Annotated in this window: 11 protein-coding genes; 3 read left to right on the forward strand and 8 right to left on the reverse strand. The window is 46.2% G+C overall.

Going from position 1 to position 15,280, the window contains the following annotated elements:
* Window positions 1–6: 6 nt before the first annotated feature.
* From C3F13_16220 to C3F13_16245, 6 genes are all read right to left on the reverse strand, one after another.
* Complete coding sequence (locus C3F13_16220; protein ID PWB50496.1) at window positions 7–1,065, reverse strand: oligopeptide ABC transporter ATP-binding protein; 1,059 nt, start codon at window positions 1,063–1,065, stop codon at window positions 7–9.
* Window positions 1,058–2,044: a dipeptide/oligopeptide/nickel ABC transporter ATP-binding protein gene (locus C3F13_16225; GenBank protein ID PWB50497.1), complete on the reverse strand. Its 987-nt coding sequence runs from the start codon at window positions 2,042–2,044 to the stop codon at window positions 1,058–1,060. Before C3F13_16225 ends, C3F13_16220 begins: the two co-directional genes overlap by 8 nt.
* Window positions 2,041–4,173: a hypothetical protein gene (locus C3F13_16230; GenBank protein PWB50498.1), complete on the reverse strand. Its 2,133-nt coding sequence runs from the start codon at window positions 4,171–4,173 to the stop codon at window positions 2,041–2,043. Before C3F13_16230 ends, C3F13_16225 begins: the two co-directional genes overlap by 4 nt.
* A gap of 64 nt (window positions 4,174–4,237) precedes the next feature.
* Window positions 4,238–5,959 carry a hypothetical protein gene (locus tag C3F13_16235; protein PWB50499.1) on the reverse strand — a complete coding sequence of 574 codons (1,722 nt, stop codon included), beginning with the start codon at window positions 5,957–5,959 and terminating at the stop codon, window positions 4,238–4,240.
* 125 nt (window positions 5,960–6,084) lie between these two features.
* Window positions 6,085–6,669 (reverse strand): hypothetical protein, encoded by a 585-nt coding sequence (locus C3F13_16240; protein ID PWB50500.1) that lies wholly within the window; start codon window positions 6,667–6,669, stop codon window positions 6,085–6,087.
* A gap of 385 nt (window positions 6,670–7,054) precedes the next feature.
* Complete coding sequence (locus tag C3F13_16245; protein PWB50501.1) at window positions 7,055–7,540, reverse strand: hypothetical protein; 486 nt, start codon at window positions 7,538–7,540, stop codon at window positions 7,055–7,057.
* Window positions 7,541–8,068: 528 nt separating this feature from the next.
* Here C3F13_16245 and C3F13_16250 point away from each other — a divergent pair.
* Window positions 8,069–9,202 (forward strand): mandelate racemase/muconate lactonizing enzyme family protein, encoded by a 1,134-nt coding sequence (locus tag C3F13_16250; GenBank protein PWB50502.1) that lies wholly within the window; start codon window positions 8,069–8,071, stop codon window positions 9,200–9,202.
* Between the two features lie 960 nt (window positions 9,203–10,162).
* Here C3F13_16250 and C3F13_16255 read toward each other — a convergent pair.
* Together C3F13_16255 and C3F13_16260 are read right to left on the reverse strand one after the other, a co-directional pair.
* Window positions 10,163–11,824: a hypothetical protein gene (locus C3F13_16255; protein PWB50503.1), complete on the reverse strand. Its 1,662-nt coding sequence runs from the start codon at window positions 11,822–11,824 to the stop codon at window positions 10,163–10,165.
* A 104-nt stretch (window positions 11,825–11,928) separates the two neighbouring features.
* Window positions 11,929–12,129 (reverse strand): hypothetical protein, encoded by a 201-nt coding sequence (locus tag C3F13_16260; GenBank protein PWB50504.1) that lies wholly within the window; start codon window positions 12,127–12,129, stop codon window positions 11,929–11,931.
* Between the two features lie 234 nt (window positions 12,130–12,363).
* Here C3F13_16260 and C3F13_16265 point away from each other — a divergent pair, with 234 nt between their 5' ends.
* Complete coding sequence (locus C3F13_16265) at window positions 12,364–12,963, forward strand: RNA polymerase subunit sigma-24 (GenBank protein PWB50505.1); 600 nt, start codon at window positions 12,364–12,366, stop codon at window positions 12,961–12,963.
* Window positions 12,956–15,229 (forward strand): hypothetical protein, encoded by a 2,274-nt coding sequence (locus tag C3F13_16270; protein PWB50506.1) that lies wholly within the window; start codon window positions 12,956–12,958, stop codon window positions 15,227–15,229. The genes C3F13_16265 and C3F13_16270 overlap by 8 nt, the downstream gene beginning before the upstream one ends.
* Window positions 15,230–15,280 lie beyond the last annotated feature (51 nt).

Consider the following 15,280-nt stretch of genomic DNA (forward strand, 5'->3'; position numbering starts at 1 on the left):
ATTTGATCATTGTGATTGAACATATAAGCACGCAACCTGATGCTCTGAAGTCACTTTAACATAATCAGGATCGACTTCCCTACAATCATTATGTGCAACCGGACAGCGAGGATGGAAACGGCATCCGGGTGGCACATTTATAGGATTTGGGACTTCACCACTCAGGATCACCCTTTCGCGTTGCCTACGCGGGTTTGGCGCAGGTAGCACAGAAACCAATGCGCGGGTATAAGGGTGTTGGGGATTTGCCAAGACTTCCTTTGTTGGCCCTAGCTCAACAATCCTTCCCAGATACATCACTGCGATTCGGTCGGTAAATATCCCTGCGGTTGCCAGATCATGGGTCGTGTAAATAATCGTGATATTCCTTTTATTGCGCAGATCCAGCAATAAAGTTAAGAATTCGGCGCGGATGGAGACATCCAACATAGACACAGGTTCATCCGCGATCAATAGCTGTGGCTCGAGCACCAGTGCTCCGGCGATGACCACTCGTTGGCGCTGCCCGCCGGAAAGCCCATCGGGATACCTGCCCCAAAAATGATCTGCCGGGGCCAAACCGCTGGATTCCAAAGAGACCCTCACACGTTCCATCCGATCACTTTCCGAAAGCGATATTCCATGGATGTCTAGGGGTTCAGCGACGATCTCAAGTATTTTCTGCCTGGGATCCAGTGATTCATAAGGGTCCTGGAAGACCATTTGAGCACGTTTTCTGAGAAGCAGGATCTGCTCACGCTTGTTCAATTTTGCCAGATCAACATTAACGGGATCATTTAAATCGCCAATCCTTCCCTGACTCCAATATGCTATATCGATTCCATCAAAGAGGATCTTTCCTTTGCTGGGTATCTGGAGACCTAATATATTCATTCCGACAGTCGTCTTCCCTGAACCAGATTCTCCCACCAGAGCTAAAATCTCTCCCTTATCTAGGGTAAAACTCACATCATCCACGGCGTGAACTACTTTTGGTGGTTTGCGAGTCATTCGCGAAACGAGAGATTGCGAGATGGGAAAATATTTATATAAATTGATTACACTCAATAGCGTAGAGTCAGGCATTTTGAATCCCGGATTGTTTCTGGTCGAATAAATGGCAGGCAATTGAATGATGCTGAGGGAATTCAACCAGCCGAGGTGGTTCCTGGCTACACAGATCCATGACCAGGTTACAGCGCGGGCTAAAACGGCAACCAGGGGGAAGATCATCCAAGCGTGGAGGAACTCCTGGAATAGAGACAAGTTCCGCAGTGAGATTGTCAATATCTGGGAAGGCTTTCAATAATCGCTGGGTATATGGGTGTTTGGCCTCGTTATAGATTATGTCACTTGAGGCGTATTCCGCCACCTTTCCGCCGTACATCACCAGTACATCATCACATAACTCAGCCACCACACCCAGGTCATGCGTGACCAGGATCAAAGCCAGATTCAGCTCACGCTGCAGTTTCTTTAGCAGCTGGGTTATCTGGGCCTGGATCATCACATCTAGAGCGGTGGTTGGCTCATCTGCGATCAATATTTTAGGATTGCACGATAAAGCCATGGCAATAATTGCCCTCTGGCGCATCCCACCACTATACTGGTGAGGATATTGCTTAGCCCGTTCAGGGGCAATTCCAACCAAACTGAGTAGTTCGCCAGTCCTTTCACGCGCTTCCCTTTTTGTTTTTACCTGTTTATGCTTCAGTAATGCCTCAACGATCTGGCTTTCAACCGTCCTCACAGGGTTGAGCGAATTCATCGCTCCCTGAAATACCATTGAAATTTCACCCCAGCGGACCTGACGCATTTGATCTTCGCTGATTTGAAGCAGATCGGTATGATTAAACAGAACCTGACCGTCAATAATCCGCCCCTCATCGGGAAGCAACCGCATCAGTGCCAGGATGATGGTCGTCTTTCCACAACCACTTTCTCCGACGATCCCAAGCGAACAACCTGCCTCAAGCTTAAAACTAACCCTTTCAACCGCATTCAGGGCGGTATCCTCTTCGGTGAGGTAACAGATGGAGAGATTCTTGACATCCAGAATAGTCATTCAGATTTTCCCATCGCGGCAAAACCCTGGGGTTCTGGCTCACTGACTTTCAGTATGGATACCATCTTACGTGGATTGAAAAGGTGGTGGGTTTTTAACCTCGGATTGAAGACTTCTTCAAGTGCAGTCCCAATCAAAACCAATGATAAACTAACCCATACAATGGCAAAACCGGGAGGCAACAGGAACCACCATGCCTGCTGGCTGATTCCCCTTGAAAAGGCAAAGTTCAGCATCATCCCCCAGCTCACTTTTGTGGGGTCCCCAAGCCCTAGAAATGCCAAGGAAGATTCAGCGATGATGGCTGTGGAAATATCCAGGATCCCTTGGGCAAGGATTAGAGGCACCACCTGTGGCAATATATGACGGACGATAATCCGAAAATCACTACCCCCGAGAGCTCTGGCACGCAGGATATATTGGCGTTCTTTGATCGAGATAACTTGTGAGCGTACCAGTCGAGCCATGTAGGTCCAATATAGTAGCCCAATCACCAGAATGATCTTATCTAATCCACGTCCCCAAAAACTGATCACCACAAGCATGAGCGGTAGTGTTGGTATAACCATCAAGAAATCCACCAGCCGCATTGAAATTGAATCGGCATTACCACCAAAATAACCGGCTATCAAACCAACTGATGCTCCAATAATTAACGACATGAATGCGGCTGAAAAACCCACTATGAGAGAGGTTCTGGATCCGTAAATAAGCTGGGATAAGACATCCTTGCCGGCATCATCCGTTCCTAACAGATGTTCTGTATCTGGTGGAGTTAGTATATCTGTTGACTTTACCCTTATTGAAGCCATTTCTGCTAATGAATAGGGAGCGATTAATGGGGTAAAAATAGCGGTAATTATCACGAATAGTAGCATCGCTACCCCTAGCATGGCCATCGGCTTTCGTTTCAGAATTTTCCAAAAGGCTTTCATGCCACCCATAGTCGCCATTGGAAGACGCCAGACTAGCTTCAAAAGAGCACTGATCCATAAAGGCGTTTTTTTTATCCAGTTTTGGAATGATTTTGGGAAATGAGCCAGGCTTCCTATCAGATCCCGTATCCAATAGTATATACGTTTGAACAAGTTCTGATTTCTCTGCGTATAAATTGGAGTTTCAAGTTTAACACGTGGGTCAAGCCAGGTATAAACCATATCCGCCAGGAAATTTGCAGTTATGACAGCGACTGCCAGGATCAGGAATGCGCCTTGCAGAACTGGATAATCTTGTTTTCCCACTGCATCAAAAATCAACCTACCAATACCCGGCCAGGAAAAGACAGTCTCAATTTGAATCGCCCCGCCAACGATTAATGCCAGGTCGAGGGCAAGCAAAGTAACCATGGGCAGCATAGCATTTTTCATTGCATGGTCGCGTAGTATCTCAATAGTAGAGAGCCCTTTAGCTTTGGCAGCCAGGATGTAATCCTCGCTCAGCACTTCCATGACACTGCTACGCATGATCATCATGTAGGCGCTCATAAATCCAATCCCTAAAGCAATGGTGGGTAATATCAGGTGTTTAGCAACATCACCCCAATATACCAATCCATCTTGCGGCTTTAAACCCACTGTGACCATCATTCCCGTCGGCAGTTGTCCGCGCGCCAGGATCACTAGAATAATTCCAAAGAAAAAAGTTGGTATCGACCAGGTGAAAAGACCCCAAACTAAAATACTAAGGTCAATCTTGGAGCCGCGTTTGTAGGAGGCAATCACCCCTAAAATGGCACCCAAAACTATCGCAAACAACTGACCAGTAAATAAAAGCACCACAGTTTTCCATAAACGGTCAACTAAAATATATTTCACTGGTAATCGGTTGGAAAAGGAGACTCCAAGATTACATTGAGCCAGGTTGCGAACATATGCAGTAAACTGGCTGTCCAATGCGCCTTTTATATCGCCCTGCATCAGCTTTTGGGTATCCAACCAAATGGGTTTATCCAGCCCGAATTGTTCCCTGATCATTCTCATGGTTTCGGGTTTCATCCTGCCAATTCCCAACAACGCCCGGGCAGGATCCCCTGGCAATATCCTGAACAGGTAGAAATTAAACACAATGACAATCAATAATGTAATAATTGCCAGACCAAATTTTCTTAATAAGTATCTACCGCGCTGCATCGAGAATTCCAGGATGAGCCTGGTCGGTCAGGGTTTTCCTGACCGACCAGCATAATGATATTTATTATTCGACTGGTTTAGCCTGAATAATTGACCATTTACCAAACAAATAGTTGGTATCGGGACTGAAACCAGTAAAGCGATCCGTGCGATACGCCGAAATCACGCTGTTATACAGCAATACAATCCAGGGTCGCTCGTTATAGATCTTTTCCTGCATCTGCTTGACGATATTGATCCGATCCTGCTTATTTAATGCCGTTCGTGAAGAGTTATAAAGTGTATCGTAATCTGCATTGCAATAGCCGGAATCATTCCAATAACCGATCTGGCCACAAGCAAATACTGTATTAAAGAAATCTGGATCCGGATCTCCACCCCATAACCAATAGGTGAGATCGTAGTCATAATCGGTAAATACCTTGGTTAATTGCGTGTTGTAATCCACAGTCTCGATATCGATCGTAATACCTGCTTGAGCAAATCCATTCTTTATGATTTCAGCTAGACGGGCACTTGAAGCCTGGTTATCGATTAAGAATCGGTATTTCAGATCAGAGCCATCCGACCATTCCCGCACGCCATCGCCATTTGTGTCTTTATACCCTGCCTCATCTAAGGTTTGATTAGCCTTGTCTATATCAAACGAGATAGTCTGAACATCACTGTTATGCCAATCTACCAATACCGGGGCAATATAAGTGGTCGCAGGAGTGTTGTAGCCCAGGAAAACAACATCATTGATTTGTTCACGATCAGTGGCATATTCCATGGCCTTGCGTACAGCCGGATCAGCCAGGCTTTTTGGCTGGGTGCCTATCTCATAGGAGTTGACAGTCAGCTCATGAATGCCCCACCCATTCCAGATGACAACCTTTGTGTTTGGAGCAGCTTGCAATGTCTCAACAGCCGTCGCTGGAACAGTTTCGATGGCATCAATTTCACCTGCCTGATAAGCATTCACCATCGCATCTTCGTTGGCATATTGCTGGAAGATCAATTTGTCAATGGCAGGGACCGTACCCCAATAGTTTTCGTTCTTCTCCAGGATAAGATATTGATCGGGAACCCACTCTACAAATTTATATGGGCCAGTACCAATCGTCGCATTTTCTTCTGTATAATTTGCCATCGAATCATGGTCGGTAATATTCCCCCACACACTCTTTGGAACAACAAATGAATATGACAATACATAATTCATATAGCTGATGGGAGTTTCTGTGGTGATTTGTAAGGTCGTAGCATCCAGAGCTTTTACTTCTTTAAATAGACCTGACCACATATAGGCGATACTGTTGAAGCCAACCTCATTCATCCAATTTAAGCTCCAGGCTATATCCCCAGCTGTGCACGGTGTTCCATCGTGGAAGGTTATCCCTGAACGGATTTTATAAGTCCAGACCAATCCAGAACTATCATTCGACCAGCTTTCGGCCAGACCTGGGATGAAAGTGCCATTGGATCCAAACTCAACAATAGAATCATATAACAAGCGGTAAACCATCCAGCCGGTTGCTTCAACTCCGAGATTGTTTCCATCCCAGATAACAGTTGTGCCAATGCGCAATTCTACAGGAGCTGCCGGGCCGGTCGTGGCTGTGGGTTGAGCAGTTGCAGTTGGTGCGCTCGTCGATGGTGGAACTGTATTGACTGGAGGGTTTGTTATGGCTGGTGCAGAGGTGGTCACCGCTGTTTTTGTGCCCCCTGCACAGGCTGCCAGAAATGATGCAATTAAAATCATCGCAACGATGATATTGATATGCTTCCAAGTTTCTTTTTTCATCCTAATTCTCCTCTTCTTGGTTCTTTTATGGAATGATAATTTTCTTTGGATCCATTTTTAGACTGTTTTTACTCAAGGCCACCTCCTTAATGTTGTACTGACCTAACTCAGCGTTATCCGTTATTTTAAATTTTCAACAATCTCATATAATCCAACAGTGATTCAATCGAACGGTCCAGCTCTGGTTTTGACTTGTTTACCCCATACAAGACCGAGATACCCAGCATGTTAGTAAATAAGAAGTTCGCCACGCTATCCTTATCAATATCCAGAGAGAATTCTCCCTTTTGAATACCTTCATCCAATAGCTCCGTGAGAAGCTCTACAAAACCGGCAAAACCTTTGTTCACTTCTTGCATTAAGTGCGGACGTTGATCATCTAGTTCAACCGAAAGGGTGATAAAAATACATCCGCCAGGGAAGTTTTCCGAGTCAATAAGATATCGATCTCGATAGTTTTTAATAATTTGGCAAATTTTTTGGGTAGGGCTGGATAGGTTCCGCACACCAAACAGGACCTTCTCACGCCAGGTTGCCTGAGCCTCAGTGAGTACTTGAAGGAAAAGATCCTCTTTGCTCGAAAAATAATTATAAAAACCGCCCTTGGATGTATGCGCAGCGGCTATGATTTCATTTACCCCCGTGTTTAAAAAACCATTTAGCGAAAATAACTTTTGCGATTCATGGATAATCGTTTCTTTAAGGGCCATTATATTTATCCTTAGAACGCGAGAGACAGACCGGTCGGTCTTGATTTATATTATCGCAAATACTCTAATCAAAATCACGTAATAAATGTCACGTTCGTATTATGATGCGAATATTACAAGCTCAAGGAACAACTGAAGGTATGCAGTTATACATCTAGACCTGTTCCCCAATATGGATGAATGGATTTGATAATTTATGACCTACAGCAGCTGAATCACCCCATGTGATTGGTATGCTTGCATAGTTAAATCTGCGAATTATTAATTTAAATTGGGCAGGTAAACTACTAACAAACGGGTTCTTGATCAACGCGAACTGCCATAATCACAATATGGATGTGTGTTCATGGCAACATGGACCCATAAGGGTGGTTTTATCTCTGCCTCAAGTAGTGGCCTTCATGACCAATGCACAATGATTTCCCGATTCGTGACACATCATTACCTTAATGAAATGCTCGACCGTCCCGTGTAAATTCCAGGGATAGAGCACATCGCCATCCCATTTTTCATCGGGCAATGAAGCCACGATTTGCCTGAGCTTGTCGTGCGCATTCTCATATTCAGTCCAAACCTGTTCCAGAGCCCAGGCTTTTCGTAATTCAGCCGCTGGCCCGTTGTAGTCGTCATATTCTGCCTCACTGAAAATACAACAATACTCATCCCCTTTTGCATACGCTAGTAGCGAATGAGCTGCTTCCATATTCCATGCCCCAAGATGACCGAGAATATCCCGCACACGCCAGGCGTATTCATCTGTGTGGATAACGCGATCAGGATCCAGATTGGAGAGCATAGCACGGGTTTCATGGTGTGTTTTATCAAGCAGGCTCAGCATTTGTTGGCGCGTTTTTTTAGCATTCGTTTGCATAAAAACCTCCAGGAATTAATTGATCCTATAGAATATTTCTTTTATATTATATAACCTGGTATATAAAATGTATGTCATCATTCGGATATATCCCCGAACCTTACGAAGTAATCCTATGGCATCCAATATTCAAACCATATAATAAGGAAGGTTTTCGCTTCCTTTTTTATGCTCTGTGATTCAATATCCGAATCCTGCGCAAGCCAATAATACGTAGTAATTTCAGAATTACGTCCGGTAATACAACTATCATATGGCTGGTGGCCACCTGCTACGCAGATCACTTTGGGAAGATCAGCCGGTAATTGATTTAATAATGGTGGTTACTCATGTATTTATGCTATTCACAACTGACACTCCACAGATAAGTGAACATCGACATCCGATTGCTAAAGCATTTCCCAATAATTAAGAAAAACTGTGCTAGACTTAAAGAAATTCCTCCGAAAATCACCTATTTTTGGAAAAAACCTAGAAAATTGTCCAGAAGTTGAGTTCTGAAAATATACAAACTCTTTGGAGTTAAGAATGAAAATCACACAGCTGGAAATTCACATCCTGCGTGCTCCGGATTATGGCCGCCCTCATTGGGTCAGCAACTTTATTGTTCCCCGGGCAAACGAGCTTTTAGTGCGGATGCGCACAGATCAGGGCATGGAGGGTTTTGGCCTGGCAACGAACTATACCCCAATGGATGCGGTGGTGAAAGCATTTCGCACTGGAATAAGCGACATGATCATCGGCCAAGATCCTCTCGCGCCAGAACAGCTATACCAACGGTTGTTCTCGCTTACCTCACAGCGGCTCGCCAGTGAAAAGAGCTGGTCGCGTGAGGCACTCGTGCGAATTTCTTCAGCTGTTGACCTTGCCGCTTGGGATATCGTTGGTAAGGTTTCTGGGTTGCCTCTTTATCGTCTGTTTGGCGGATATCGTAACCAGGTCCCGTGCTACGTGACCTGTGCATACTACCGTGATGGCAAAGATATAGTAGAGCTGCGCGATGAAATCCAAAAGCTTAAGGAACAGGGTCACATGGGTTTTAAGGGCAAGGTAGGTGGTCTTCCTTTAGCCCAAGATATTGAACGTATGGCACTAATACGAGAAATCATTGGCGATGATCGCGACTTAATGATTGATGTCAATCGCGCCTGGGATCTGGATACAGCGATCGAGGCTGCCAAGCTACTTGAACCATTACATCCGCGCTGGCTTGAAGAACCTGTTCGCTGGGTAGATGATCGGCGTGAATTGAAGCTTCTGGCCATGCGCACACGTATTCCATTGTCCGCTGGCGAGAGTGAGCTCACCAGCTATGGCTGCCGCTCCATGATAGAAGAGCAGGCGATTCGTATTTTACAATTCGATTGTACAATGATAGGTGGATTTACAGAGGGGCGGAAACTCGCGGGACTCTGTGAGCTGAACCATGTGCAGATCGCCCCACATCATGACTGTTTCATCCATGCGCAGCTTGTCGCTTCCAGCCCGGCCGGTTGTATTGTTGAATCTTTTCCTGATCCAGAGCGAGATCCGCTTCAGGCGGAACTATTCGAGAACCCACCGAATATTGCCAACGGCTGGTTGACCCTGAACGAAACACCGGGCCTTGGCCTAATTCTGTCTGAGGCCGCGGTCAGAAAATATGGTGAGCGCATTCTCTAGATGACAAACACACTCGATGAGTAAAAAGCAACCTACAGACACGGTATGATTTGAGGTTGCCTTTGCCAAGAGAAAACAAGTGCCAACCAAAACGAGACATTTTACCTGTAGCAGAGGTAGATATCAAAGCATCTGTAATACAAGGCTTGGTGTTGATCTTATAAAAAGCGAACAGAATTAACACCCATTCGTGGATTGGCGCTTAACGTCTGATGCCATAACTTATTAATTTCACTAAGTTCTAATGCTTTGCATAGCAGTCGAATCTGCTAAAAAGGTAAGCTTCAGTTGCAGAATAATCAAGAATTATTCTTCTTTGAATGCTATAGAGCTAGACCTAATGGGGTCACCATCACCTGCCTTTAGGCGGGCCACCTGCCGTGCATTACGGCGGTGCCGCTTGCTGGCGGGACTCTAACCCGCGGCCTCTCCAGGGCGGTGGATATGATGACAGAGGAAAGGGGAAAATAGCTGTCTATCGCGTCACAGATGTCACCATATCAACATAGAACTTGCTGCGCTCCTTGCTACCTGTTTCAGCATATCTGTATCAGAATTGCACCAGCCCTGTACTCACAATATTAAGCAAAGAGAGAAAATCTGCAACTCTTCACCAAAGGAAAAATGGTCACACTCTGTTCAATTTTTATTAACATGGATTGACCATGGAAAATCGGGACATTTGTCCCTATACACTCGGGACATCTGCCCATCGACTTTCGCCCATAGATAATATACAATTGCATTAATAAAAAAAATAAACCCCTCTCCGTGCGGAGAAGGGCTTCTTTCAAGCTGCGGAGAGGGTGGGTATCCTCTCAGCGGAGCGCAAAGTCAAGCGAACTTTCCGGCTCTCGATCTGTTGAACTACCGATTTCAAAGAACAGTATTTCCCACCTTGTCGTAATCTACTACTAAAATTACTTATTACATAAAAGTGTTTGTCTTTAAGCCTGATATTCATTTTACGTACTCTTCGTCCCTTGTCAAGGTATTGTGAGACATTGAAAGGGTGATTTTGACTTCTATACCTTTATGTCTTATATCTTCTCCCATGTCATAAGTATTTACTCCTATACTCTGTTCGCCGATCCAATAGCGTCGCTCATCATCAGCGCGTAATCCATCCATCAACCTGAAGAGAACCTCGAAATCTGATTTCACCTTCACCCAGATAATTCGCTTTGATCCCACATCACAGCCGACTTCCTGGATCATGGTACGCACCAGCATCTTGCGTTCTTCGCGGGTTGCCCACTCCCAGCTATCGTGCAGATTCAGCAAAGTGCGCGCCGCGCGATTGATGTCGGCTTCAGGAACACGATTAAGAAGTCCAAGTTTTTCTTTCAGAGCGTTAACTTTTTGCCAATATTGATATTCTTCTCCTTCGTAAAGACCGCGCTCGTAGTTATCCCTCATAAGCCGTAACATGCTGCGGATCTCCTTGCGCTCGTCCTCTAGGTCGGGTTCAACCTGATCGTTGGGCATTAATTTGCGGACATCCTGCTCCCAATTGGTAGTCAATTTTATGGACTGGATTAGAGCTGCGATCTGCTTATCTAATGCTTCAGCATGGATGCTTTGACCCGAGTATGGGCAGTCGTGGTAACCCCGCAGATGTGATTCCTCACGGTAGTAGGTAGGATAGTTCTTTGGGGTTTGAATGCGAAGACGCCTGCCGCAGTAAGCGCAAACTGCCAGACTCTGCAGTAGATGAACCCGGGCGGGCTTCTGAAGGGTTTTGACCTCTACACGCCGATTGGCTCGAACAGCTCGACAGCGATCCCATAATTCCTGAGTGATGATTGGTTCATGCTGGCCTTCAGAGAACTGGGGCGGCGTGGAGCGATAACTTACGCCTTTGGGGCGCACTGTCATGCCGCGGTAGCGGATTTTACCAATATAATACGGGTTACAAAGCATGTCACGCACTGAGTCCTTGTTAAAAGAGCGGCCTTTTACACTGACGTAACCACCTTCTGTCAACCAGTCAGATATCTCCATATCTGAATACAGCCCGGTGGCATAACGTTCAAACATGGCAACCACCACAGGAGCTTTTTCTAGGTCTGGAACACCTACTTTGCGGTTAGCTTTAAGCACACTGACATATCCCCATGGGACAGCGCCATTGTGATAACCTTGCAATGAGCGCTCTAGTTTACCCTTGTTCGTCTCTTTAGATAGATTATCAGAGTAAAACTCGCCCAAGGAGCTGACCAGATGAAACAACAGCTTTCCTTCAGGTGTGCTCAGATCAAAGGGTTGCTGGACAGCCTTGAAGTTGATGTCCAGGGATTGCAGCTCGTGGACAATTTCCAGCGACCATTCTAGCCGGCGTGCCAATCGATCAACTTTATGTACGTATAGCACTTTGAATTCGCCGCTCCGAGCAGCTTCCCGCATTGCGTTGATCCCTGGACGGTATTTCTTACGATACGCAGACTGGGCTGGGTCAGAGTAAACCTTGACAATTTCCACATTATCCCGCTCAGCCTGTTCCTTGATCTGGCGTAGTTGGGCGTCTAGACTGAATGAGTCGCTTTGCATCTCAGATGAAAAGCGAATGTAGGCTGCTCCAGGGAGAGGGGAAGAGTCTTCTCTTTGTTTGTATCGGTTCATATTGTTTTATCCTTTCCATCAAAGTAGTAACCTCCGAAAATAACAGAGAAAACTATCCAAAACGATTCGTGGAACTTCCCATCCCGAAACAGCCGGGATGAAATTTAACTTGTGTTGTTGGTCTTTTGCTGAGTGAGCGCCAGGTAACGCTGGTTGATGCGTGCCAGCCATTCGATCAGGCTTTGTGGGAGCTTATCTGGTAAGGTTTGCTGCTCCTTGAATGTGGTTATATCATCTCCCAGAAGGCCATCTTTTTGTGGGTCATGGTTTTGGGGAATATTTTTACTTACACTCTCATCTGCCATGATTGCACCTCTTTCGCTAAATAGTTATGAATGTCTCTTATTCGCTTTAGGGGATAAAAGAAAACTCCGGTTCAAGCAGATTGGCTGCCAGAATCGGAGCATGTCAAATAAAATTGTTTTATTTGTGCTTAATTGGTCACTACAATCTCATTTAGAAATCCAGTCCCTTTTTGAGTTATTATCCGTTATACATAAAGAGCTCAAAACTAATCTACCCGGGAAAAAGGGAACTTTATGGTTGAGAGTACAATTTCCATGACCATGAAACGAATTCATCGACCAGAAGATAAGCAGGTTTCACAAATCATTGCAGCAGCTAGGCGCGATCCACAGAAATTCGGGGAATTGTATGCGCTTTACGCCCAGCCTGTCTATCGATATTTATATAGCCGTATCGGGAGTGTTCCAGAGGCGGAAGATGTTACCGCCCAAACCTTCTTAGCTGCTTTAGAGCACTTTCCGAAGTATCAGCACGATGGGTATTTTGCAAGCTGGTTGTTTTCCATCGCCCGCAACAAGACAATGGATTTTTTCCGCCAGCGGCGAAATGAAACTTCGCTTGATGAAACAGAGATCGTTGCTGAGGATTCCAATTTATTACAGCAAATCATTAAAACGGAAAGGATAATCGCCTTATCAAAACTCATCCGTAGTCTGTCCTTTGATGAGCAGGAACTGATTCGCTTACGCTATGTGGCCGATCTACGATTTGCAGAAATCGGGCATTTGCTCAATCAAAAAGAAGATACGGTCAAAAAAACACTCTACCGGCTGCTGGCCCGGCTAAAGGCCCAAACGGATACAGAATATCCCATGGAGAATTCTCATGTCTGATATAACTCCTACTCCTGAATTTGAAGAAGAAATTCGTGCATCGGTTTCAACTCCAATGGCACGTGAAGAATTTCTAAAAGACTTACATGCACGCATCTTGCACGAGGCAGAAATCAAGCCAAGGACTAACCGCCCTGTTTATCTACGACCTGCCTGTGTAGCGGTTTTTATCATCACTGTACTCTTGATTGGCTTCCTGGCGATTGGGCCGCAGCGGGTAATCGCAGCGGTGCGCGGGTTGCTCGGTTATATCCCTGGAGTTGGCATCGTGGAACAGGGGTCGCCTATCCGGGTGCTGGCTGAGCCAGTTACAGTCACTCGTAATGAGATATCCATCAAGGTTACCTCTGCGACCCTGAGTGCGGATAAGACACATATCGAATATCGTATCTTCGGAGTGCCTGGGTCCGCTTACCCAGATAGAGAAGACATCATGGGATGCACCAAGCCAGAATACCTGCGCCTCCCAGATGGAACACAGCTCGCCCGTAAAGGTAATGATTTCGAGCCAATACCAGATGGGGTCAATGCAGCCACCTTCGTTATGCCGTGCATCTTCAACACTTTACCGGGTAAAACGCCTGACAATTGGGAGCTCTCCTTGCGCTTTATTACTGCCCCTCCTGACTTGATTGTAATGCCGGTTATCGATCTTGTACCCTCACCACAGGCTAGTCTGATCCCAGAAACCACTGCAGTGCCAGAAGCGTCGGGCGCTACTCCCACTTCTGGGGTGAATAACCAGATAACGATCATTAAAGAGATCGAAACCAGCGAGGGTTACATTCTGGTTGGACAGTTCCCATTCCAAGGTCCGCCTGGAGAACAGGTGGAACGCGGCGACGCAGAAATCAGAGATGAGACCGGGAAAGAAGTAGCTTTTGCCCACCCCCAAGATGTTAGCCCGAACTCGCTCGGTCTTGACCCGAATGGGCCTTACTGGTTCATGCAGTTCAAGGCTGCCGGGTTGGTCTACCCCCTGAATCTCAGTTTTTCTGGCTTCACCATCCAGCAGGCGGACCCGAACGCCACTGCGGAGTTCACCTTCGATGCTGGCTCCAATCCCCAGCCCGGCCAGGAGTGGACTCCCAACCAGGACATCCAACTCGCCGGGCATACGCTCAGACTGCTCTCCATCACGGCTGAATCGCGTAATGGATACCGCTTCAGTTTCCAGGGAGATCCGAACGTGATCAGCGCTGATATACAAATCAGCGGATATACATCTACTGGCCATGGTTGGGGGCGTGGTCTAACTGACGGCGGTTTTTCCACGAGCCTCAGCTTTACCCAGTTTCCAACCGGCGTTCTTACGGTTACTCTTTCCAACCTGACCATCATCGGCGATCCGATCTCCTGGCAGGGTCAATGGTCTCCCACCTCGTTGCGCACGGATCTGCCTGCTATCCCAACTCCCCATCCCTGCCTGTGCGCGTCAGTCGATACACTGGAACAGCTCAACCCTGCTCCTGCTGAACTGACCCATGGAAAGGCGCTGTTCTATGAAAAGCTAGAAGACACTGGAACATGGGGCCTCGTCCTTTACAACCTGGATAGCAGCCAAAAACAAGTGGTGACATTGCGCGGTAATTGGGGCGCGTTATCGCCGGATGGTAAAGAAGTCGCCTACTCTGGTTTAGATAACGCAATCCATATTTTTGATGTGGATACACAAACTGACCAAATCCTTCAATATGCTTATGGATTTGATATCCATTGGTCACCGGATGCAAGACAGATTGCCTTTGTGTACTTGAATGGCAGCATCATTGACAGTGTATTTATAATGAATGCTGACGGGACAGACCTACGCCAGGTTTCCGAGCTGAGCTATGAGTCGGTAGTGGGCTGGTCTCCAGACGGCACTCTTGTGTATTTCGTCGCTCCATACACCGGCGGGGCAGCGTGGAAAGTCTATTCCTTCGAGCTTGCAAGCGGTGTTATCCATGAGCTATTCACCATAGAAAACGGCACGCCCAAGTTCCTCAACCCTACACTTTCGCCCGATGGCAAATGGATTGCATATCGCGGCCTTGATAACAGCAGCTTATACCTAGTCCGTACTGACGGAAGCGATATGCACCTTGTATTGGATAATGTCGATGTCGTAGAGATCGAATGGAGCAGTAATGGATGGCTGGCAGCAAACTTACAGGATCTGCAAGCCATTGAATCGACCATCGTTTTGGTCAAACCCGATAACTGCGAAATTTATAAGTTGCCTTTTACACTACAAGGGAATTTGGAAGGAATGTTTTTCCCATAATAACGACGCGCAGCACATTTCATAATCTGATTTCAACTAATTTATTTAATA

It is taken from the genome of Anaerolineales bacterium (genome assembly GCA_003105035.1).
In the GTDB taxonomy this organism is placed as follows: domain Bacteria; phylum Chloroflexota; class Anaerolineae; order Anaerolineales; family UBA4823; genus FEB-25.